Source organism: Xanthomonas sp. 4461, assembly GCF_024806475.1.
GTDB classification, from domain to species: domain Bacteria; phylum Pseudomonadota; class Gammaproteobacteria; order Xanthomonadales; family Xanthomonadaceae; genus Xanthomonas; species Xanthomonas arboricola_F.
In genome coordinates this window covers 230,011-252,247 of sequence record NZ_JANTYV010000005.1, presented here as the reverse complement: position 1 = coordinate 252,247, position 22,237 = coordinate 230,011, and the positions used below count along the sequence as shown (strand labels likewise).

15 protein-coding genes and 1 other RNA gene are annotated in these 22,237 nt (G+C 66.6%); 4 read left to right on the top strand and 12 right to left on the bottom strand.

Annotated elements, in window-relative coordinates:
* Positions 1-183: 183 nt before the first annotated feature.
* Both FHY19_RS17920 and FHY19_RS17915 read right to left on the bottom strand, forming a co-directional pair.
* Positions 184-2,277 (bottom strand): prolyl oligopeptidase family serine peptidase, encoded by a 2,094-nt coding sequence (locus FHY19_RS17920; RefSeq protein WP_259167545.1) that lies wholly within the window; start codon positions 2,275-2,277, stop codon positions 184-186.
* Positions 2,278-2,346: 69 nt separating this feature from the next.
* Positions 2,347-2,658: a hypothetical protein gene (locus FHY19_RS17915; protein ID WP_259167543.1), complete on the bottom strand. Its 312-nt coding sequence runs from the start codon at positions 2,656-2,658 to the stop codon at positions 2,347-2,349.
* Between the two features lie 278 nt (positions 2,659-2,936).
* On the opposite strand from FHY19_RS17915, the gene FHY19_RS17910 reads away from it, so the two are divergent.
* On the top strand, positions 2,937-3,506 hold the full coding sequence (locus tag FHY19_RS17910; protein WP_259155312.1) for a lipocalin family protein: 570 nt from the start codon (positions 2,937-2,939) through the stop codon (positions 3,504-3,506).
* A 519-nt stretch (positions 3,507-4,025) separates the two neighbouring features.
* Here FHY19_RS17910 and FHY19_RS17905 read toward each other — a convergent pair.
* Positions 4,026-4,991, bottom strand: coding sequence for a YafY family protein (locus FHY19_RS17905; protein ID WP_005997239.1), 966 nt, complete (start codon positions 4,989-4,991; stop codon positions 4,026-4,028).
* 275 nt (positions 4,992-5,266) lie between these two features.
* On the opposite strand from FHY19_RS17905, the gene FHY19_RS17900 reads away from it, so the two are divergent.
* The gene (locus FHY19_RS17900) at positions 5,267-6,073 is read left to right on the top strand and encodes a DUF481 domain-containing protein (protein WP_259155330.1); all 807 of its coding nucleotides are present in this window, start codon (positions 5,267-5,269) and stop codon (positions 6,071-6,073) included.
* 604 nt (positions 6,074-6,677) lie between these two features.
* On the opposite strand, the gene hemC is transcribed toward FHY19_RS17900, so the two are convergent.
* From hemC to FHY19_RS17855, 9 genes are all read right to left on the bottom strand, one after another.
* A complete protein-coding gene (hemC, locus tag FHY19_RS17895; protein WP_259167541.1) occupies positions 6,678-7,592 on the bottom strand; it encodes a hydroxymethylbilane synthase in 915 nt (304 codons plus the stop codon).
* Positions 7,593-7,622: 30 nt separating this feature from the next.
* Entirely contained in the window at positions 7,623-8,360 is a 738-nt protein-coding gene (locus FHY19_RS17890; protein WP_259155343.1) for a LytTR family DNA-binding domain-containing protein, read from the bottom strand.
* 32 nt (positions 8,361-8,392) lie between these two features.
* Entirely contained in the window at positions 8,393-9,445 is a 1,053-nt protein-coding gene (locus FHY19_RS17885) for a histidine kinase (protein ID WP_259155350.1), read from the bottom strand.
* A gap of 4 nt (positions 9,446-9,449) precedes the next feature.
* On the bottom strand, positions 9,450-10,118 hold the full coding sequence (locus FHY19_RS17880; RefSeq protein ID WP_259167540.1) for an alpha/beta hydrolase: 669 nt from the start codon (positions 10,116-10,118) through the stop codon (positions 9,450-9,452).
* Between the two features lie 241 nt (positions 10,119-10,359).
* On the bottom strand, positions 10,360-12,297 hold the full coding sequence (mdoH, locus tag FHY19_RS17875) for a glucans biosynthesis glucosyltransferase MdoH (protein ID WP_259167720.1): 1,938 nt from the start codon (positions 12,295-12,297) through the stop codon (positions 10,360-10,362).
* A gap of 823 nt (positions 12,298-13,120) precedes the next feature.
* The gene (locus FHY19_RS17870) at positions 13,121-14,770 is read right to left on the bottom strand and encodes a M28 family metallopeptidase (protein WP_259167539.1); all 1,650 of its coding nucleotides are present in this window, start codon (positions 14,768-14,770) and stop codon (positions 13,121-13,123) included.
* Positions 14,771-14,933: 163 nt separating this feature from the next.
* Positions 14,934-15,010: non-coding RNA, sX9 sRNA (locus FHY19_RS17865), on the bottom strand.
* A gap of 59 nt (positions 15,011-15,069) precedes the next feature.
* Positions 15,070-16,050 carry a GGDEF domain-containing protein gene (locus FHY19_RS17860; RefSeq protein ID WP_259167538.1) on the bottom strand — a complete coding sequence of 327 codons (981 nt, stop codon included), beginning with the start codon at positions 16,048-16,050 and terminating at the stop codon, positions 15,070-15,072.
* Between the two features lie 241 nt (positions 16,051-16,291).
* Entirely contained in the window at positions 16,292-17,779 is a 1,488-nt protein-coding gene (locus tag FHY19_RS17855) for a SulP family inorganic anion transporter (protein WP_259155370.1), read from the bottom strand.
* Positions 17,780-17,989: 210 nt separating this feature from the next.
* On the opposite strand from FHY19_RS17855, the gene FHY19_RS17850 reads away from it, so the two are divergent.
* Positions 17,990-19,453 carry a cellulase family glycosylhydrolase gene (locus FHY19_RS17850; protein ID WP_259167537.1) on the top strand — a complete coding sequence of 488 codons (1,464 nt, stop codon included), beginning with the start codon at positions 17,990-17,992 and terminating at the stop codon, positions 19,451-19,453.
* A gap of 310 nt (positions 19,454-19,763) precedes the next feature.
* On the top strand, positions 19,764-21,896 hold the full coding sequence (locus FHY19_RS17845) for a methyl-accepting chemotaxis protein (protein ID WP_259167719.1): 2,133 nt from the start codon (positions 19,764-19,766) through the stop codon (positions 21,894-21,896).
* Positions 21,897-22,237 lie beyond the last annotated feature (341 nt).

The window sequence follows — 22,237 nt, the reverse complement described above, 5'->3', positions numbered from 1 at the left end:
AACCCAACCCGTGCCGCAAGGCGTGGAAGCCTGGCACTTTCTAGATGCCTCGACCCACGCGATTGTTCATCGAACGGGCTTCAACCCAGCGAGCAACCGTACCCTCATCCGCCCTTCGGGCACCTTCTCCCGAGGGGAGAAGGGCTTGTATGCGAGGCGCACGTCACCGATTGTCATGCCGCATCAGTCGGCCAGGCGCTCCCACAGGAAGCTATACGCCAATGCCGACATATGCGCTGCCTGCGCGTTGTTGGCCGCACCGCCGTGACCGCCCTCGATGTTCTCGTAGTAGGTCACGTCCTTGCCGGCCTCGATCATCTTGGCCGCCATCTTGCGCGCGTGGCCCGGATGCACGCGGTCGTCGCGGGTGGAGGTCAGGAAGATCACCGGCGGATAGGTCTTCTTCGGATCGAACAGGTGATACGGCGAGAAGGTCTGGATGAAGCTCCAGTCGTCGGTGTCCGGGTCGCCGTATTCGGCCATCCACGAGGCGCCGGCCAGCAGATGGCTGTAGCGCTTCATGTCCAGCAGCGGCACCTGCACCACCACCGCGCCGAACAGCTCCGGATACTGGGTCAGCATGTTGCCGGTCATCAGGCCGCCATTGCTGCCGCCCTGCACGCCCAGATGCCTGGTCGAGGTGATCTTGCGCGCGACCAGATCCTTGGCCACCGCGGCCATGTCTTCGTAGGCCTTGTGGCGGTTCTGCTTGAGCGCAGCCTGGTGCCAGCGCGGGCCGTACTCGCCGCCGCCGCGGATGTTGGCCACCACGTAGACGCCGCCCTTGTCCAGCCAGGCACGGCCCAATCCGCCGGAATAATTCGGCGTCATCGAAATCTCGAAACCGCCGTAGCCGTACAGCAGCGTCGGCGCGCTGCCATCGAGCTTGAGGTTCTTGGGGCGCACCAGGAAATACGGCACGCGGGTGCCGTCCTTGCTGGTGACAAAGTGCTGCTCGATGCTGTCCTTGCCGGCATCGAAGAACGCCGGCATGGTCTTGAGCGGCTGCGGCGCACTGCCGACGTCCACCCACGACAAGGTGGTGGGTGTGAGGTAATCGGTGACGGTCAGCCACAGCGCGTCGCTGTCGTCGCTGTCCACGGCGCTGACATCGATCGTGCCGAAAGCCGGCGCACCGACAAACGCGCTCTTCTTCCACCCGTCCTGCGATGGGGTGATGACGCTGAGCCGATTCTTGACGTCTTCCAGCACGTTCAACACCAGGTGCGACTTGGTCCATGCCACGCCCGCCAGCGAGGTGGTGTCGGTCGGTGCGAACAGCACATCGAAGCTGCGCTTGCCGGCCATGAAGTCGTCAAAGCGCGTGGCCAGCAGCGAGCCCGCCGTGTAGGTCTTGCCGCCCACCGTCCATGGCTCGCGCAGCTCCAGCGTCAGCCATTGCCGCTTGACCGACTTGCTGGCCGAGTTGGGCACATCCACCTTGACCAGCTTGCCGTCGGCGCCCTTGAGATACAGCTCGTCGTTGTAGAAGGCCAGCGTGCGGCTGACAAAATCGCGCTCGAAGCCCGGGGTGTCATCGTGCATCGCCGCGATGTACATGTCCGTGGGCTTGCCCTCGTACACCACGGTGGCGGCGCCGAGCGGGGTACCGCGCTTCCACTGCTTGGCGATGCGCGGGTAGCCGGAACTGGTCATGCTGCCGGCACCGAAATCGGTGAAGACGTAGACCGTGTCCTTGTCGATCCAGCCCAGCCCGCCCTTGGATTCGGGACGGAAGAAGCCGTCCTTGACCCACTGCTTGCTGCCGAGATCGAACTCGCGGGTGACGTCGGCATCGGCGCCGCCGCGCGACAGCGCGATCAGGCAGCGCTGGTAGTCCGGGCGCAGGCAGTCGGCGCCGTGCCAGACCCAGTTCTCGCCCTCGGCCTTGTTGAGCGCATCCAGGTCCAGCACCGTCTCCCACTTCGGCGAGGCCTTGCGGTATTCGTCCAGCGTGGTGCGCCGCCACAGGCCGCGCTCGTGCTGCTTGTCCTTCCAGAAGTTGTAGTAGTACTCGCCGATCTTCTGCACGCCGGGAATCTTCGCGTCCGAATCCAGCACTTCGCGGATGCTGGTTTCCATCTGCCTGAAGGCCGGCGTGGTGGCCAGGCGCGCCTCGGTCTTGGCGTTCTGGGCCTTGACCCAGTCCAGCGGCTTGGCGCCAGTGACATCTTCCAGCCAGGCGTAGGGATCGTTGGACACGGCGGTTTCCTCTGCAGAGACGGCGCCAGCGGTGATCAGGCCGGCAACCAGGCAGATCGAGGCGAACTTGGGCATGTATTTTTCCGGAAAAACCAATGCCGGAAAACCTAACACAGCCCCTTGCCCGGCCTCCCCTGCCGAAGGTCAGGCCGCCCGCGCCGGTGTCGTGGCCCGCGCGGCAACGCGCCGACGCTGTGCCTGCGGGCCACGCCGCCGCGGCAAGACCCGCCGAGCGCCCGGCCGGGTCAGCGTGGGCAGCGCGAAGCGATGCAGGCTCCACCAGGCCAGCATCGGCATGCCCACCAGCCACAGGGGCAGCCAGCCGATCCACTCGCTGTAACCGCGCGCCGCCGGCCACACCAGCACCAGCGCCAGGCCGGCCAGGGCAACCTGCCGTACCGGGCGCAGCACCCGCGGATCGGGACGTTCGGAACGAGGAGAAGGACGATGCGACATAGCGGCACTCCGTGGCAGAAGGGATGAACACAGGCCGGCAGGATTGCCTGTGCCCATCTCACCGATTGCGACCCGACAGGCGAGATGTCGAGCCGGGCGGGTGCGGCGCCACGGGCTGTGCCTTGAGGTGGCTGGCGATCGGGATCGGGCAGCGAGGACGGAGGATCGAGGGATTGATCCCGATGCCGCAGTCGCCGACGCCAGACCCGACCGTTGACGCGAACTTGCCCCCTGCATGCGGTAGTGTGCTGCTCCTACTGCCCCTTTGTGATGTTGCGATGCGCCTGACCGTTACGATCGCCCTCGCTTTCCTGCTCGTCCTCGGCCTGCCCGTGGCATCCGCCAAGGACACATCCACCACCGAGCCGGCGATCGATCTGTCCAAGATCATGGGCACCTGGTACGTGATTGCGCGCATGCCCAACCCGGTCGAGCGCGGGCACGTCACCAGCCGCGACGAGTACACCCTGGTCGAAGACGGCAAGGTGGCGGTGCGCTATCTGTACCGCGAAGGCTTCGGCGAGCCGGAAAAAGAGGTCAACGCGCGCGCGTCGGTGGACGCCGAGAGCGGCAACCGCGATTGGCGGGTGTGGTTCTACAAGGTCATTCCGGCCAAGCAGCGCATCCTGGAAATCGCACCGGACGGTTCATGGATGCTGATTTCCTATCCCGGCCGCGACCTGGCCTGGATCTTCGCGCGCAAGCCGGACATGAGCCGCGACCAGTACCGCAAACTGGTCGACAAGATGCGCGACGACTATTCCATCTACACCGACAAGCTCAAGCGCGTGCCGCAGTTGCGTGAGCAGGTGGACCGTCTGGGATTTGAAGTACCCAACAAGCGCTGAGTATTGCGCTGCCGATATGCTCCGGCGTTTTCCGGTCATGGATGCGATCGGCTGATCATTGCGATCAGCCGTGTTGCCAGGTCCAGCTGCCAGCGCCGGAATGCCTGCGAGAACTTCTGCGAAGCCGCCAGGCGCGTCCCGCCATTGCCTGGCGATCGGTTCCGTAGCGCGTACGCCGGTCCCGGGTGCGCCTTCAAGAATTGCCTGACGACTTGATCGCTACGTCTGGCTAGCTGCCTCTGGCTCTACTGGACTGCTGCGTGCATGCCACTGCTTCTGATCGCCACCACAGGATCCGGGCGCGACCGATGACGCACGTGGCCAGCCTAGTGTTTGTGCAGCGCGTGGATTGACCAAGCACCTGGCGTGCAAGCCTGGTCGCGGAAGTGCCGTGCAACGCCAGCAGTGCACGCCGCCGTCAGCGGTTCGCCCGCGACCAGATGGCTGGTCAACTTGCATGTCGCTGATTGAGCGGAACCCATGCGCGCAAGACAAACGCATGCATGCGGTCGATCTGGCTCAGTCGTAGTTGCTCAGCGCCAGCGACAACAGCGCCTTGGCCTGCTCGCGCAGCGAAACCGGTTCGACGATCTCCGCATCCGAGCCGTAGTGCAGCACGTCCATCAGCAGCTCGCGCGAGTTGCTGTACGGCAATTTGAGCTCGTAGCGACCGTCCGGCAAAAAGCGGCCCTGCTGCTTGGAATGCCAGTGCTCGTCGGCCACCCAGCGCGCGGCCTTGGCGCTGAACACGATGGTCGCCCAGCCCTTGGGGGCGCCGGAAAAGATGCCGTAGCTGGCGGCCAGCTGCTCGTCCAGCTCGCTGTCGGGCACATCGCGCGGGGCGGCATCGAGCAGGCGCGCATGATTGATACGGTCCACCGCAAAACTGCGCACGCCATCGCGGCCATGGTCCCAGGCATCCAGGTACCAGTTGTCGCGGTAATGGGTGATGCGCTGCGGGGACACGGTGCGCTTGGTCGATTCGTCGGTCGAGCGTGCGCGGTAATCGAAGCTCAGTTGCTTGCGCTCCAGCACCCCGGAGGCCACCGTGCGAAAGCTCGCTTCGTCCAGCTTGCGGCCGCGATGCGGAATCACCCGCACACGGTCCACTGGCCACTGCGATACGCCGGCCTGTGCCGCCAATAGCCCTTCGATGCGCTGCTGCAACGGTGCCAGCATCGAGGACAATACGCCCCCGCCGGTGCGCGCGAGCAATTGCTGGGATGCCAGCAGTGCATGCAGTTCTTCCGAACTCAGCCACAGGCCGGGCAGCTCGAAGCGATCGCTTTCGCCGGACAGATAGCGAAAGCCCGATTCGCCATCGCCTTCCACCGGCGCCATCAGCGCATCGCGCAGAAACGCCAGGTCGCGATACACGGTGGCGCGGGAGCAGCTCAGCTCATCCTGCAGCCGCGCCACGGTGACCGGATAGCGCGCCGACTTGAGCAGGCGATGCAGGGAGTTGATACGTTCATAGCGGTCCATGCGCCGATTATGTCCGGTTCTTCGCGCGGCGGGGTGAGCGTCGCTATGCACTCTGGTGCAGAACACGCCAGTCCCGGCCGCTCGGATTGCGCCGGTCGCGACGACGCCGTGCGCGGGTCTGCGCGCCGCCCGCAACCGCACACGACAACGCGCCATCTGCCGCCAGCGCCAGAACCGCCAATGAAGCGCGGCGTTCACCGGGTCATGACGTGCCGCACAGTCCGTTATCATGAAATCGCTTTCACCCTCCCGCCCTGCCCTCAAGCGAGCCGCTTATGTCCCGCCGTGCCCAGTTGTCTGCCTTGCTGCCCCTGCTGTTGATCACGCCTACCGTGTGGGCCCAGTCGATCGCGGTCGCGCCGACACCGGTTGACCCTGCCGCTGCGCTGGTGCCCTCGCCCTGGAGCGGCAGCAGCGGCGAGCTGGGCTATGCCGCTGCCCACGGCAACAGCACCACCGACAGCCTCAACGGCCGCGTGCGCCTGCGCTACACCGACGGCGACTGGATCCACAGCCTGGATGCCACCGCGCTGCGTTCGAGCTCGGAGTACACCAATACCAACGACGACGGCAGCACCGAACGCGAACGCCAGACCACCGCCGAGCGTTACACCGGCAGCGTGGGCAGTGCCTTGCAGTTGGGCGAGCACCGCCAGCTCACCGCCACCGGACGCTACGAACACGACGACTTCGCCACCTACGATCGGCTGGCCACCTTCGGTATCGGTTACGGCACGCGCCTGATCGATGCCGAGCGCTTCTATCTGGACGCGCAGATCGGCCCGGGTATCCGCCGCGCGCACAACAGCGACGAAGACCGCAACGAGACCGGCCTGATCGGGCGCGGCCTGTTCGACCTGAAGTACACCGTCACCGACAACACTGACCTGATCAACACGCTGCTGGTGGAATCGGGCGAATACAACACCTACGCGCAGAACGATTTCGGCGTGCAGGTCAGCATGAACTCGCACTTCGCGCTCAAGGCCGCCTGGCAGATGCGCCACAACAGCGAGGTCAGCGACGGCGACAAGAAGACCGACACGCTGACCACGGTGAACCTGGTTTACACGTTCAAGTAAGCGATCCCGTTCGGCAGGAGCGGCCTTGGCCGCGACAGCTGTATCGGGAGTGCCCGTCGCGGCCGGGTCCGCTCCTACGACAGGACGACCTGGTGGTAGGCGGGCGACGCGAAGGGCGATCCGTCGACCATGGTCGACCTGGTCCACACGTTCGAGTACACGACCACGCTCGGTAGGAGCGGACCTGGCCGCGAGAGCTCTACCGGGAATGCCTGTCGCGGCCGGGTCCGCTCCTACGACAGGGACCTGGTGATAGACGGGGCGACGCGAAGGGCGATACGTCGACCATGGTCGACCTGGTCCACACGTCCGAATACACGACCGCGCTCGGTAGGAGCGGACCTGGCCGCGACAGCTCTACCGGGAACGCCCGTCGCGGCCGGGTCCGCTCCTACGACAGGAGGACCTGGTAGTAGGGGGGCGATGCGAAGGGCGATACGTCGACCATGTTCAACCTGGTCCACACGTTCGAATACACGACCACGCTCGGTAGGAGCGGCCTTGGCCGCGAAAGCTCTACCGGGAACGCCTGTCGCGGCCGGGTCCGCTCCTACGACAGCCGGGCGTGAGCGTGGCGGCCGAAGGGGCGGGCGACGGCGGTGCGCTACAGCTCGGCCAGCAGCTGGGCGGCGCCCTTGTCGAACAGGCCTTGGGCCACGCGGCGGCCCAGCGCTTCGGTGTCTTCGGAGCTGCCGTGGGCATCGGCGTGGATCAGGCGGCCATCGCTGGCGCTGCCGACCATGCCCTGCAGGTACAGGCCCTCGTCCTTCCAGGTGGCGAAGGCGGCCACCGGGACATGGCAGCTGCCGTGCAGCGCGCGATTCATCGCCCGCTCGGCTTCCACGCAGACGCGGGTGGCGGGGTCATCCAGCACCGCCAGCAGCGCATGGATGCGCGCATCGTCGCCACGACATTCCACTGCCACCGCGCCCTGCGCCGGTGCCGGCAACCAGTCCGGCGCGTCCAGCCGCGCACTGATGCGCGCGTCCAGCCCCAGCCGTTGCAGGCCGGCGCAGGCCAGCACGATGGCGTCGTAGCCGCCGTTGTCGAGCTTGGCCAGGCGGGTGTTGACGTTGCCGCGCAGGTCGATCAGTTCCAGGTCCGGGCGTGCGGCGCGCAGCTGCGCCTGCCGCCGTAACGACGAGGTGCCCACCCGCGCGCCCAGCGGCAATGCCTGCAGGCTGGCATAGAGATTGGACACCAGCGCGTCGGCTGGGTCGCCGCGGCCCAGGATCGCCGGCAGCACGAACGGATCGTCCAGTTCCATCGGCACATCCTTGAGCGAATGCACCGCGCAGTCGGCCTCGCCGCGCAGCATGGCCAGCTCCAATTCCTTCAGAAACAGGCCCTTGCCGCCGATCGCCGCCAGCGAGCGGTCCAGCACTTCGTCGCCGCGGGTGCTCATCGGCACCAGCACCACCTCCAGGCCGGGGTGGTGCTGGCGCAACGCGGCGGCGACATGTTCGCTCTGCCAAAGGGCGAGCGGGCTCTTGCGGGTGGCGATGCGGAGCGTGGTCATCCGGCCATTATCGCGGACCGGACCGGTAACTCATACATGACGCAGTTGATCGCGCAGGCTGGCCACGCAACGCCGGCTCACTTCCAGGGTCTGCGGCACGTTGCGCAGCACCGCGTGCACCTGGCCGTCGCCGCTGCGGCGCAGCTCCATCAGTTCGTCGCGGGCCACCAGGCAATTGCGATGGATGCGCACCAGGCGGTCGGCGAATTCGTCTTCCAGCGATTTGAGCGACTCTTCGATCAGGTCCTCGCCACGGGCGTGATGGACGATGACGTACTTCTCTTCGGCCTGCAGGTAGCGGATGTCGCCGATGGCGATCAGCCGCAGGCTGCCACGCAGACGCGCGCACAGGTGGGTGCGCAACGGCCGCGGCGCGACGCCGGGCACCCGCCCGGCCAGAAACGTGGCGACCTTTTCCAGGGCCGCGGACAGGCGTTCCGGGCGCACCGGTTTCATCAGGTAATCCAGCGCGGCGGCGTCGAACGCCGACAAGGCATGCTGGTCGTAGGCGGTGCAGAACACCACCGCTGGCGGTGGCTGGCGCTGGCGCAGCAGCCGCGCGGTTTCCAGGCCGTCGACACCGGGCATGGCGATGTCCAGCAACACCAGGTCCGGGTGCAGCTGTTCGCACTGCTGCAGGACCTGCTGGCCGTTTTCGGCCTCGCCGATCACCTCGACCTGCGGATGCTCGCCCAGCAGCATGCGCAGGCGCTCGCGCGCCAGTGGCTCGTCATCGGCGATCAGCACCCGCACTTGCGTGGCCGTCATGGACATCCCCCTTCGCTGCAGCGACTCCCCCGTCACGGCAGCGGCAATGTGATCTCGCAGGCATAGTAGCCCTCAGCCCAGCTGGCCGCCATCCGTGCCCCGGCACCGAACTGAAACGCCAGCCGGTGCGAGATGCTGGCCTGCGCATGTCCGGCGCCGGCGAGCAGCGGCAACTGGGTTCCCGGTTGCGGGGCGGGGTTGACGATGCGGATCTGCAACTGGCTGCCGCGCTGGCGCAGCGACAGATACAGCGTGCCGCCCTCGGGCATGCGCGAGACTCCGTGCAGCACCGCGTTTTCGACCAGCGGTTGCAGCACCAGGCGCGGCATCGGCAGCTCCCACGGCAATGGTTCCTGGCGGTGCCAGCGCACCTGCAGACGCTCGCCCAGGCGCAAGGACTCGATGGCCAGATAGCGCTCGGCCAGCTCGCATTCGGCGCGCAGCGTGGACACGCCTTCGCCGGCGCCCAGCGCGGCGCGAAACAGATCCGACAGATCCAGCACCGCCTGCTCGGCCACCACCGGGTCGCGCCGCAGCAGGCTGGCGATCAGGTTCATGCTGTTGAACAGGAAGTGCGGGCGGATGCGTGCCTGCAACGCGTCGGCTTCGGCGCGCGCATTGGCCTGCACCTGCGCTTCCCAGCGGTCGCTGACGTAGAAATAGCGCAGCGCCAGCGCGGTGATCAGCACCACGGTGGCGGCACTGCCCAGGGTGAAGCGCCAGAAGCCGACCAACGGGCCAAGCGGGGCCTGGCCCAGCACGGCGTATAGCCCGTGCACGATGCCGGCGCCCAGCATCGCCACCAGCGCGGCAATCAGCAGCGCGGCCAGCCCACCCAGTCTGGGCGGCAGCCGCGACAGCGAAGGCCGCAGTACGCACAGCAACACGGTGACCGCCAGCGCCAGCCATAGCGCCAGGCCGCTGGCCGAGACGAAGCGCGACAAGGTGATGCTGCGCGCGGCGCCGGCATCGGGCACCAGGGTCACCACCAGCACCACCAGCTCGGCCAGCCCCAGCATGGCACCCAAGCGTGGCAGCCGGCACAGGTCCGGCATCCAGGTGATCTGTGGGGCGCCGGTGGCCACGGGCTCAGGCGGCGGTGAAGCGTGCCTGCATCCAGTCGCGCAGGGCGTCGATTTCTTCCAGGCAGACCTGATGGCCCATCGGATAGGTCTGCCATTCCAGAGCGAAGCCGAGCGTGCGCAGCGCCTGCATGCTGGCCTGGCCGGCGGCGAATGGCACCACCGGGTCGGCGCTGCCGTGCGCCATGAACAACGGTTGGGCAATGGCAGCGGGCTGCAACTGGCTGGCAGCGGCCGTGGGATCGGGCAGATAGGTCGACAGGGCGATCAGCCCGGCCAGCGGGATGCGGCGCTGCAGACCCACGGCCAACGTCACCGCACCGCCTTGCGAAAACCCGGCCAGCAGGATGCGCTCGGGCGGCGTGCCGCGGGCCTGCTCATGGGCGATCAAGGCTTCGACCTGGGCCACCGACTCGGCAATGCCGGCCTTGTCGGCACGGCTGGCGAAGTCCATGCCGACGATGTCGTACCAGCCGCGCATGCGCACACCGTTGTTGATGGTGATCGGGCGGATCGGCGCATGCGGGAACACGAAGCGCAGCGCCGGCCAGTGCGGTCGCACCAGCTCCGGCACCATCGGAGCGAAGTCGCTGCCATCGGCGCCCAGGCCGTGCAGCCACAGCACGGTCCACTGCGGGTTGGGTCCGGTCTCGCGTTCGATCACTTCCAGCATCATCCAGCTCCGCTTGGGGGCCGGGCATTATGCCTTGCGCGCCGGTCACTGCCCGGTCACGCGGGTCCGCACGCACCGCTCACCCGGATCGCGTGCGGCGAGTTGCCGTGGAGCAGTGGCCGTGGGCCGCCTGCCGGTCGCGCCCTCCTCGGTGCAGATGCGGCCGGGGCGTCGCCCGGGGCGGCGACAGCGCATGGTTGGCGAACAGCACACCGGGTCCAACCGGGCCAGCCAATGCCGCCGATCAGATCAGCGACGGTTCCAGCGCGGCAGCGCGGCGCAGCTCGGATGCACGCACCAGCACCCTGGGCGGATCGAGTTCTTCGGGGATGCAGAAGATGCCCGCACGGCGCAGCGCAAGACCGCTGCGACGCAGCGAGGTCAGCGCCACCACCGGGATCGACAGCGCCATGCCCACGATCACCGGCGCCATCCAGGCGGCCAGCGACGGCGAAACGGTGTACGCCACCGCGCCCATGAACAGGCCGAATACGGTCAGCCCGCCATAGCTGCGCAACAGCGCCGGCCACGACAGCTTGCCGTCGTCGCGCACCTGCGCGTCCCAGCCCGAATCCTTGCCGGCCAGCACTTCGAACACGCCACGCGACTGCAGGTACATCACCACCGGCGCCATCAGCGCGGCCAGCACGGTTTCCAGCAGGATGCTCAGCAGCGCGCGAATGGCACCGCCGCAGGCGCGCAGTTCGCGCGGGTTGAGCAGCAGTGCGATATAGCCCAGCAGCTTGGGCGCCAGCAGCACGAACATGGTGCAGACGAAGATCCAGATCGCATTGCCCTGGCTACTGCCGTGCCAGTAGCGCGCAGGCGAGAACGGTAGGTCGCCGGCCAGGTCGATGCCGCCGCCGGCCAACGGGATGCCGATGCCGATCAGCATCAGCAAGCCCCACATCGGCGCAGTGAAGTAATGGCCGATGCCGATCAGCATGTGCATGCGGCTGATCCAGTGCAGGCCTTTGGCGCTCACCACCTTGGCGTGCTGCAGGTTGCCCTGGCACCAGCGGCGGTCGCGGATCAGCAGGTCGGTCAGTGTGGGCGGGCCCTCTTCGTAGCTGCCCTGCAGGTACGGCACCATGTGCATGGCCCAGCCGCCGCGCCGCATCAGCGCCGCTTCGACGAAGTCATGGCTGAGCACGTGGCCGCCGAACGGCTTGCGCCCGCGCAGCGACGGCAGGCCGGCGTGGTCGGCGAAGGCCTGGGTGCGGATGATGGCGTTATGCCCCCAGTAATTGCTCTCGGCGCCATGCCACCAGGCCACGCCGAAGGCGATGATCGGCCCGTACACACGGCCGCCGAACTGCTGCATGCGGGCGAACAGCGTCTGGCCGTTGACCACCGCCGGCAGGGTCTGGATCAGGCCCACGTCCGGGTTGTTTTCCATGCCGGCGACCAGCCGCACGATGGTGTCGCCGGTCATCACGCTGTCGGCGTCCAGGATCAGCATCTGCGGATAGCTGCCGCCGAAGCGGCGCACCCAGTCGGCCACGTTGCCGGCCTTGCGTGCGGCATTGTCGGCGCGGCGGCGGTAGAAGATGCGCCCGTGCCCGTCGACGCGGTCGCACAACTCGTTGTAGACCAGTTCTTCGGCAGCGCCGATGTGATCGCGGGTGGTGTCGCTGAGCACGAAGAAGTCGAAGTGCTCCAGCTGGCCGGTTTCGGCCACCGATTCGTAGATCGCCTGCAGGCCGGCCAGCAGGCGGCGCGGGTCTTCGTTGTAGGTAGGCATCAGCAGTGCGGTGCGCGAGCGCAGCGTGGGCAGCGGCTGTTCCGGGTCGATGCCGAGCTTGCGTCCGGCGCGCGCCACCACGGTGATGAAACCGGCCACCGCGCTGGCAAAAGACATCGCGATCCACGCGAACAGCAGCACGAACAGGCCGAGCAGGCAGCCTTCCAGCACGCTGAGGCCATCGGGCCACAGCACGCTGAGCATTACCCACACCGCCACGGCGGTGGTGGCGAAGGTGCCGCCGATAAGATAGAAGCGCCGCAGGCCGATGCCGACCGGCGCGGTGCGTTGATGGGGCACCTGCAGCCTGCCTTCGCGCAGGTTCTGTTCGGGCATCGCCAGCGGCGCTTCCGGTGGCAGCGTGGGCTGGCCGGCGTCGAGGGCGGAGGTGGGGGGCAATGCGGTTGGTGCGGGGGAAAGGGTCACGATGCCGTCCATCAAGGCTGCCCGTCGCATGCGTGCGACAGTGCGGGCTGCAGCGGGAGATCCATCCCCGCCACGCGTAGCGATCGTGCGAAGCGCACCGCACCGGCAAGATGCCCGGCGGCGTGCGACCAGGTCGCGGTATTGGCAGCTATGAAACCACTCCGATGCACAAACTCTCCTGGCGGCGACGCAACGTCGCGGCTCATCCTAAAGAATCGACCGTTAAAGGAAACGAAGGCCATCGTGCAGTCTTCGCCCCACCCGACGAGGACCGCGCGGCAGACTACGCGGTAACGACCGAACGCAACCCCAACAGATTGCAGCCTGGCACGCGTGCTGTCACGGGCGTCAAACCACGCTGTCGGGTCAGACAGGTGCAATTGATGTGCCAGGACCTGCAATCGGTTGCAGCGACAGCCTGCTGGCGGGCGATCGTGGCGGTCGGTGGGTCCCACCAGACAGTCTGCGGACTGTTCTATTCAAAGCCATGCCCACCGACCATCTCGACTGGTCCTTGCCAGCTCACGTCGCGGGACCTTACGCGGCATGGATGCCGCGTAAGAGCTTACAAGGACGTACTTGCAGCGTGTCCTGCGATGGTGGGCGGGCAAGGGCCCTGCAGCAAACTCGCAGCGTCGAGGGCGCGGTGCCCTCACCGCTTGCGGGACACGCCGTAAACCCGTCCATGGGGGCTCGATGGCGGCATCCATGCCGCCAACGGTCCCGCAATCGGCGAGGACACCGCACCAGACAGTTGGCTGGCAGCTTTACTGAAAACCCTGCACACCGAAGCAACGCTGCCCTGATGAAAGCGCGGTCGTCTTGTCAGCCGGTCCTACTTGCGTGCCGCCTCGCTGGCATCGCGGGTGGCGCGGAATTCCGAATCGCCGCTCCAGTTCGGCCACTGACGCGAACCGGCCAACTGCTGGCCCAACGTGTACAGCACCCCCAGATCGCGCGCGGCGCCGGCGAAGGTCCAATCCGGCTTCCATTCGTCGCCTTGCTGGTGATAGCGCTTGGCGGTGTAGTCGTCCGATGCCGCCTTGCCTGCGGCAATGCCGCCCACTTCCCAATCCTGCCCGGCCGCATAGGACAGCGCCGGCACCCCGCGCTTGGCGAAGGAGAAATGGTCGGAGCGGAAGAAATACCCGGCCTGCGGCTTGGGGTCGGGCGTGTAGCGCAGCTTGGACTGTGCGGCCACCGTCTTGAGCTGATCGAGCAACTCGAGCTTGGCGGTGCCGTAGATGCCGAAATCGCGCGACGGCACGAACGGGCTCATGCCGTCCATGTTGATCACCGCAACGGTGGTATCCAGCGGGTACAACGGCTTGGAGGCGTAGAACTCCGAGCCCAGCAAGCCCTTCTCTTCGGCAGTGACGGCCAGGAACACCACCGAGCGCTCCGGCTTGGGCCCGCTGGCAAAACCGCGTGCCAGCTCCAGCAACGCCGCAGTGCCGCTGGCGTTATCCAGCGCGCCATTGAAGATGGTGTCGCCGCGTGCGTCCGGCTTGCCCACGCCGATATGGTCCCAGTGCGCGCTGTAGATCAGCGTCTCATCCGGATGCGTGCTGCCTTGCAGCCGTGCGACCACGTTGTGCGAGGTGATCACGTCGGATTTGACCTGATAGCTGGCGCTCAGGCCCTGGCCCTTGAGCTCGACCGGCTTGAAGCCGCGGGTCTGCGCCTGCTTCTTCAGCGCGTCGAAATCCAGCCCGGCGCGCTTGAACAGCTCGGTGGCCAGATCGCGCTGGATCCAGCCTTCCACGGTGGGGTGCGCGGCACGCGGGTTGTCGCGCACCACGTCGAACATGGTGTTGGTATTGGAGCTGGCCACGGTGTCCCAGCCATACGAGGCGGGCGCGGTTTCGTGCACCACCAGCACGCCGAGCGCGCCCTGACGTGCGCCCTCTTCGTACTTGTAGGTCCAGCGGCCGTAATAGGTCATGCCGGCGCCGTCGAAGGCGCCCTTGCCGGTTTCGAAGTCCGGGTCGTTGATCAGCACCACCGCGATCTTGCCCTTCAGGTCCACGCCCTTGAAGTCGTCCCAGTCTCGCTCCGGCGCCTTGACGCCATAGCCGACGAAGACCAACGGCGCGTTGGCGATGTCGACCTTGGACGCGCCGTCGAGCGCGGCACGGATGGCGATCTGCTTGCCTTGCGTCAGCGCCTGCGGCTTGCCGGCATCGGTCAGCGCAAGCGTCGGCGCACCGACGATATCGGCGCGACGCAACGGCACCGCCTGGGTCCACAGCCGCTTGCCATCTTTGAGGTCGCCGCCGGGCTGCAGGCCCGCGTCGGCAAATTGCTTGCTCAGATAGGCGATGGTTTTTTCTTCGCCGGCGGTGGCCGGGCCACGCCCTTCATAGGCATCGGACGCCAGCTCCTTGACGTCGCGCGAGATGCGCGCGCCATCGAACGTCGGCGCCTGCGCCATCACTGCGGTCGAGACCGCCATTGCCAAGAGTCCCATGGCACATCGCTTCATTGCATACCCCAACTATCAGACAGCCCTGGAGTGTAGCCACCCGCGGGTGCAAGCGGCGGCATGTCGCGGGATGGTCGCCTGCGATGGCCGCGTGTCGCGCGGGAGCAGCCGCGCACCTGCACGCGTCCAACCGGTGCGGCACGGCGATGCGCGCGCCTGGAGAGGCCAGCAAAGCCTGGCGCGCAGTCGTCAGGTGGGGGGCGGACAGTGCGCTCGGAACCGGAGTGTGCGGGGGGGCATCTGCCGCACCGGGCACCGGCTACGTCCGCCTGGCTGCGCAGTCGTTTTGCCAAGCGCTCTTAGAACAGGTCCACGCTGCCGGTCTGTTGCGTGGTCTGCAGCAACTGCCCGCTGGTGATCAGCTCGGAGTACACCACCGCGCGATTGCGGCCATGCTGCTTGGCCCAGTACAGCGCCTTGTCCGCTTCGTCCAGCAGCTGGCTGATCAGCCGCCCGTGGGTCAGCTGCACGATGCCGGTGCTGAGCGTGACCTGCCCGACCTGCGGGAACACATGCTCGGCAACGGCCAGGCGGAAGCGCTCGAACAGGCTGACCGCCACATCGCGATCCACCCCACGCAGCACGATCACGAATTCTTCGCCGCCGAAGCGGAACAGCAGATCGTCCTGACGGAACGCGCGCTGCATCAACTGCGCCACCAGCAGCAGTACTTCGTCGCCGTACAGATGACCGAAGGTGTCGTTGACCCGCTTGAAGTGATCGATATCCACGATGCCCAGCCAGATGCTGTCGTTGGCCGGAGCGTCCGGTCCAGCTGCGAACAGCCCCAGCACCACGTCGTCGAAGGTCTTGCGGTTGCGCAGGCCGGTCAACGCGTCGCGCTGGGCATCGTCGAGCAGGCTGCGGTAGTTCTGGAAGAAGCGTGCGAAGCCCTGCAACATTGCCTGTTCGGCAACACCGGGCGTGCGCGCACCGCCCACCCTCAGGCAGGTCCGGATGCCACGCGCTTCCATCATCGGGTACAGCAGCAGCGCATTGCCATCCTGCTGCAGCTGCACCACCTCGCCAGGGCCATGCACGTCGGCCAGCCGGGCACGCATCTGCGCATCCTTCAGCTCGGCCACCGTCAGCGAAAGGCGGCCGTCGTCGTGCAGGCGGGTTTCGGCCATGGTGCGGCCGTCCGGGGCGATGCGCAGCAGCGACAATTCCTCGACGGAGCAGACCTCGCGCATGGTGCGCAACAGGCTCAGATCGAGCAGATCGGCGTCGCGGATGGCGGTCATGTCCACCATCCGTTCCAGCAACGGCGTAGCGCTCATTGGCGGCGCAGCCGGTGCGCAAACGCGGGCCCGCCCTGCCGGACGCGGCGGGCTGGCAGACAACTGGAGTGGCAACGCGCAGGCTTCACGACAACGACCGGCAGTCAGGATGCCGGTTCATCGGCGTTGCCCGCGCAAACTTGAGACCGCTCGCCGACCATGCTCAGCCCGCATCCAGCCCTCGATGCGCAGCGGACAAAAATGCCCGGCGCTGCGATGGGCGCGCGTCGCCCCGCGGGGCTCAGGGCAGCGCGGATTCCAGCGCGTCTTCGCCCAGGGCATGCCGCTGCATCAGCCGGCGGCTACCGGCATTGAGGCCCTCGACCTGCACATCCAGATCGTGATGCCGCAAGCGCTGCACCACCTTGTCCAGCGCCGCCACGGCGGTGATGTCCCAGAAATGCGCACGGCTGACGTCGATCACCACGGCGCGGCCAGGCACCTGCCGTGCGTCGAAGGCATCGATGAACACATCGGCCGAGGCGAAGAACACCTGCCCGCGCACACTGTAGGTGCGCACGCCATCTGCGCCATCGCTGTGGGCGATCTGCAGCAGCCCGGCCACCTTGAAGGTGAAGAACACCCCGCTCAGCACCACGCCCACCGCCACGCCGGCGGCCAGGTTGTGGGTCACCAGGGTCACTGCCACCGTGGCCAGCATCACCACGCTGGAGGTGCGCGGATGGGTGATGACGGTGCGCAGCGAGCGCCAGTCGAAGGTCTCGGCCGACACCATCACCATGATCGCCACCAATGCCACCACCGGCACCTGCGACACCCACGGCTTGAGCAGCACCATCAGGATCAGCAGGAACACCCCGGCGAACAAGGTCGACAGCCGGCCGCGGCCGCCGTACTTCACGTTGCCCACGGTCTGGCCGATCATGCCGCAGCCGGCGATGCCGCCGAACAGGCTGGCCGCCGCGTTGGCGAGCCCGAGCCCGGTGCATTCGCGGTTCTTGTCGCTGGGGGTGTCGGTGAGTTCGTCAACCACCCGCGCAGTCATCAGCGATTCGAGCAGGCCCACCATGGCGATGGCCAATGCCGGCAAGGCGATGATGCGCAGCGTTTCCAGCGTCATCGGCACCGCCGGCCATTGCAGGAACGGCAATGCAGTGGGGAGCCTGCCAAGATCGGCCACGGTCTTGAGCGGCAGGTGCAGGGCGCTGCCGGCGATGGTCAACAGCAGGATGCACAACAGCGGCGAGGGAATCGCCGACAGGCCCGGCACGCGCAATCGCGGCAGGCCGTAGATGATCGCCAGGCCCACACCGAGCATGGCCCACGTGGTGAGGTTGGCGCCCAGCAGGTGCGGCAGCTGCGCGGCGAAGATCAGCACCGCCAGTGCATTGACGAAGCCGGTGCGCACCGAGCTGCTGACAAAGCGCATCAACACGCCCAAGCGCAGCAACCCGAACAGGATCTGCACCGCGCCGGCGAGCAGCCCGGCTGCCAGCAGATACGGCAAGCCGTGCGCCGCCACCAGCGGTGCGGCCACCAGCGCCACCGAGCCGGCTGCAGCAGAAATCATCGCCGGGCGCCCGCCACAGAACGCAATCACGATGCCGATGACGAAGGACGCGAACAGGCCGACCTGCGGGTCCACGCCTGCCACGAAGGCGAAGGCGATCACTTCGGGAATCAGGGCAAATGTTGCGACCGCACCGGCCATCAGTTCGCGCGCAGGTGAAGCGCGCCATTGCGCCAGTTCGGCACGCAGGAAAGACATCGGGGACACTCCGGGGACAAAAGGGACAGCCTGCGGACAGTGCGCAGCGGCGATAGTGTGCGGGAAAGCGACCGCGCCCGCAGCCCACCTGTGATCTGTGCGCCAATGCGCTTTTTTGTGGCTGCGATCACGCCGCGCGGCGCGGGCGCAGACCAAGATGCCCCCCTCACCGCGCTCGGGTGTCGAGCCCGGTTATCTAGGGAGATCACCATGTCCATCTTCAGGACCGCAAGTACGCTCGCACTGGCCACTGCGCTGGCCTTGGCCGCCGCGCCGGCTTTCAGCTATTCCATCAGCAACAACCGGGTTGTCGACGACAGTGGCAAGGTGGTGCAGCTCAAGGGCGTCAACGTGTTTGGCTTCGAGACCGGCAACCATGTCATGCATGGCCTGTGGGCGCGCAACTGGAAGGAGATGATCAACCAGATGCAGGGCCTGGGCTTCAATGCCGTGCGGCTGCCGTTCTGCCCGGCCACGCTGCGTAGCGACACCATGCCCAGCAGCATCGACTACAGCCGCAATGCCGACCTGCAGGGCCTGACCTCGCTGCAGATCCTCGACAAGGTGATCAACGAATTCAACGCGCGTGGCATGTACGTGCTGCTGGACCACCACACCCCCGATTGCGCCGGCATCTCCGAGCTCTGGTACACCGGCTCCTACACCGAAGCCCAGTGGCTGGCCGACCTGCGCTTTGTGGCCAACCGCTACAAGAACGTGCCGTATGTGCTCGGCCTGGACCTGAAGAACGAGCCGCACGGCGCCGCCACCTGGGGCACCGGCAACGCCGCTACCGACTGGAACAAGGCCGCCGAACGCGGGTCGGCCGCGGTGCTGGCCGTGGCGCCGAAGTGGATCATCGCGGTGGAAGGCATCACCGACAACCCGGTGTGTTCGACCAACGGCGGCATCTACTGGGGCGGCAACCTGCAGCCGCTGGCCTGCACCCCGCTGAACATCCCGGCCAACCGCCTGCTGCTGGCGCCGCACGTGTACGGCCCGGACGTGTATGTGCAGTCCTACTTCAACGACAGCAACTTCCCCAACAATATGCCGGCCATCTGGGACCGTCACTTCGGCCAGTTCGCCGGCAAGTACGCGTTGCTGCTGGGCGAGTTCGGCGGCAAGTACGGCGAAGGCGATGCGCGCGACAAGGTGTGGCAGGACGCGCTGGTGAAGTACCTGCGCAGCAAGGGCATCAACGAAGGCTTCTACTGGTCGTGGAACCCCAACAGCGGCGACACCGGCGGCATCCTGCGCGACGACTGGACCACCGTGCGCCAGGACAAGATGACGCTGTTGCGCACCCTGTGGGGCACGCTGAGCAGCACCACGCCGACGCCGACGCCGACTCCAACTCCTACGCCGACTCCCACTCCGACCCCGACCCCGACCCCGACCCCGACCCCGACCCCGGGCACCGGCACCTTCAGCACCAAGGTCATCGTGGACAGCAGCTGGAACGGCGGTTCGTGCAACCGCGTGCAGGTCACCAACACCGGGACCGGCAGCGGCACCTGGTCGGTGACGGTACCGGTCACCGGTACGGTCAACAACGCGTGGAATGTGGTGTGGTCGCAGAGCGGTAGCACGCTCAAGGCCAGTGGCGTGGACTTCAACCGCACGCTGGCCGCCGGTGCCACGGCCGAATTCGGCTTCTGCGCCGCAAGCTGATGTGGAAGGCGGGAACGCGCCTTGCGTGCCCGCCTTTGTATCGCGCGACCGGCCGCTCTTTGATCGATGTGGCGCCTGCGCTCTGTGCAAGACAACGGGCCATCGCAGGAGCGCACCTGGGCGCGACGAAGCCTTCCAGGCAACGTCGCATCGCGCCCGGGTGCGCTCCTACGTTGCATCGGTGTTGCCTTGTCATAAGCAGACGCTGCCGCAATCAATGTTCAACCCGCATGTGAATCAGCCGTTATCCATCTCATAGCGTCCTTCGCGGCGCGTTCCGGATATCGTTGCCATGCCCGTTGTCTCCCTGTTGCGTCGCCATGTTGCCAATCTCCCGCTGACCCGCAAATTCGTGCTGTTGTGCACGCTGTTGACGGTGGGCGTGATCCTGCTCGCGGTCGCCGCGGCGCGCCTGCAGTACCTGGACCTGATCGAGGCGCGCAAGCTCAGCGTCAAGACCGAGGTCGAGATGGGCCTCACGGTGATGCAGCACTACGCCGACAAGGTCAAAGCCGGCGAACTGACCGCCGACCAGGCAAAGGAAGCCGCGCGCACCACGCTCGCGGACATGCGCACCAACGATGGCGTGGATTACTTCTTCATCGTCGACCCGCAGATGCGCATCCTGATGCATCCCAAGCGCCCGGTCGGCACCGACATGACCGACTACAAGAGCGATGCCGGGCAGTACGTGTATCGCGACATCAAGACCGCGATCGACAGCGGCGATGGCTTCAGCTATTACGACGCGCCCAAGCCGGGCAAGAAGGAACAGCTTCCGAAGATCAGCTACGCCAAGACGTTTCCGGCCTGGAACTGGGTGCTGGTGATGGGCGTGTACGCCGAGGACATCCAGGTGCAGGCGTGGGGCTTTACCCGCACCCTGACCCTGATCGGCGGCGCGCTGGTCGCACTGGTGATCGGCCTGTGCTGGTTGATCGCCTCGGCGATGGCCGCACCGTTGCGTGCCGCCTCACGCACCGCCGAGGCGATTGCCTCGGGCCGGTTCGACAACGACATCCGGGTGGAATCGCGCGATGAAACCGGGCAACTGATGCACAGCATGCAGCAGATGCAGAACCAGCTGCAGCGCTTCAACGGCGAGATGCAGACCATGATCCGGCTGCAGCAGGGCGAGAACATCGCGCACCGCATTCCGGAGGATTTCCCCGGCGATTACGGCAGCCTGGCGCATGGCGTGAACACGGTGGTGTTCGAACATCTGGATGCCATCAACGAGGCGATGGACCTGATGGGCGACTACGGCCGTGGCGATCTGCGCCGCGACATGCGCCGCCTGCCCGGCCAGCGCGCGGCGCTGCATCAAGCGCTGGACACGGTGAAGGGCAACCTGTCGGCAATCAACAGCGACATCGCGCGCCTGGCCGATGCCGCCGCGCGTGGCGATTTCTCCGCACGCGGCGAGCAGGCGCGCTACCAGTTTGCGTTCGCCGAAATGGTGCAGGCCTTGAACCGCCTGATGCAGCAGGCCGATGCGGGCTTGGACGATGTGGGCCGCATCATGGCCGCCATTGCAGATGGCGATCTGTCGCAACGGGTGGAATCGCATTACGAAGGCGCCTTCGGACGTCTGGCCGATGCTGCCAATCGCACTGCGATCCAGCTCACCAGCATCGTGCAGGGCATCCAGCAGTCGGCCGAGATGATCAATACCGCCGCCGGCGAGATCGCCAGCGGCAACGCCGACCTGTCCACGCGCACCGAACACCAGGCCGCAAATCTTGAGGAAACCGCCGCATCGATGGAGGAGCTGACCTCCACCGTGCGCCAGAACGCAGACAACGCACGCCAGGCCAATCAACTGGTCAAGGGCACCGGCGATGTCGCCGAAAGCGGTGGCCGTGTGGTGCAGGAAGTGGTCACCACCATGCAGGCGATCACGCAATCGTCGGCGCGCATTTCCGACATCATCGGCGTCATCGACGGCATCGCCTTCCAGACCAACATCCTGGCCTTGAATGCCGCAGTGGAAGCCGCGCGCGCCGGCGAACAGGGCCGTGGCTTTGCAGTGGTCGCAACCGAGGTCCGTGCATTGGCGCAGCGTTCGGCCGGTGCGGCCAAGGAAATCAAACAGCTGATTTCCGACTCGGTGGAAAAGGTGGAGCAAGGCTCGGCGCTGGTGCAGCAGGCCGGCAGCACCATGACCGAGGTGGTCAGCTCGGTGAAGCGCGTGACCGACATCATGGCCGAGATCACCGCCGCCAGCACCGAACAGAGTGCCGGCATCGAACAGGTCAGCACCACGGTGATGCAGCTGGACGAAATGACCCAGCAGAACGCCGCGCTGGTGGAAGAAGCCACTGCGGCCGCGCGCAGCCTGGAAGACCAGGCCGCGGATCTGACGCGCGCGGTGGCGGTGTTCCAGCTGGCACCGGCGCAGCCCGGATCGATGCAGCGCCATCGCGTCGAGAAGGCTGCGTAGTGCCGCAGCACCGTCACTTCAATGAGGCCGCCTGGTCATGCAGCAGCTCTACTTCGAGTGGACCGATGAGTGATGTCGCACCACCGCGTCTAGCAGGCTAAATCGTGGCGATGTAGCCGCACGTCGGGCAAAGCCTGGCAGGAATGGTTCGAGGGCGCACATGTCTGACGCGCCCTCATCCGCCCTTCGGGCACCTTCTCCCGAGGGGAGAAGGAACCGCGCCATACGCTTCGCTGTTCAAGCCCCTCTCCCGAGGGGAGAAGGAACTTCGCTGTTCAAGCCCTCTCCCGAGGGCAGTAAGGAACAGCGTCACCCGCTTCACTGTTCAAGCCCCTCTCCCG

What these genes read in the sequence shown, in the direction of transcription:
- FHY19_RS17920 (WP_259167545.1), bottom strand. Translation starts at nt 2,277, where the DNA reads ATGCCCAAGTTCGCCTCGATCTGCCTGGTTGCCGGCCTGATCACCGCT.
- FHY19_RS17915 (WP_259167543.1), bottom strand. Translation starts at nt 2,658, where the DNA reads ATGTCGCATCGTCCTTCTCCTCGTTCCGAACGTCCCGATCCGCGGGTG.
- FHY19_RS17910 (WP_259155312.1), top strand. Translation starts at nt 2,937, where the DNA reads ATGCGCCTGACCGTTACGATCGCCCTCGCTTTCCTGCTCGTCCTCGGC.
- FHY19_RS17905 (WP_005997239.1), bottom strand. Translation starts at nt 4,991, where the DNA reads ATGGACCGCTATGAACGTATCAACTCCCTGCATCGCCTGCTCAAGTCG.
- FHY19_RS17900 (WP_259155330.1), top strand. Translation starts at nt 5,267, where the DNA reads ATGTCCCGCCGTGCCCAGTTGTCTGCCTTGCTGCCCCTGCTGTTGATC.
- hemC (WP_259167541.1), bottom strand. Translation starts at nt 7,592, where the DNA reads ATGACCACGCTCCGCATCGCCACCCGCAAGAGCCCGCTCGCCCTTTGG.
- FHY19_RS17890 (WP_259155343.1), bottom strand. Translation starts at nt 8,360, where the DNA reads ATGACGGCCACGCAAGTGCGGGTGCTGATCGCCGATGACGAGCCACTG.
- FHY19_RS17880 (WP_259167540.1), bottom strand. Translation starts at nt 10,118, where the DNA reads ATGATGCTGGAAGTGATCGAACGCGAGACCGGACCCAACCCGCAGTGG.
- mdoH (WP_259167720.1), bottom strand. Translation starts at nt 12,297, where the DNA reads ATGGACGGCATCGTGACCCTTTCCCCCGCACCAACCGCATTGCCCCCC.
- FHY19_RS17870 (WP_259167539.1), bottom strand. Translation starts at nt 14,770, where the DNA reads ATGAAGCGATGTGCCATGGGACTCTTGGCAATGGCGGTCTCGACCGCA.
- FHY19_RS17860 (WP_259167538.1), bottom strand. Translation starts at nt 16,050, where the DNA reads ATGAGCGCTACGCCGTTGCTGGAACGGATGGTGGACATGACCGCCATC.
- FHY19_RS17855 (WP_259155370.1), bottom strand. Translation starts at nt 17,779, where the DNA reads ATGTCTTTCCTGCGTGCCGAACTGGCGCAATGGCGCGCTTCACCTGCG.
- FHY19_RS17850 (WP_259167537.1), top strand. Translation starts at nt 17,990, where the DNA reads ATGTCCATCTTCAGGACCGCAAGTACGCTCGCACTGGCCACTGCGCTG.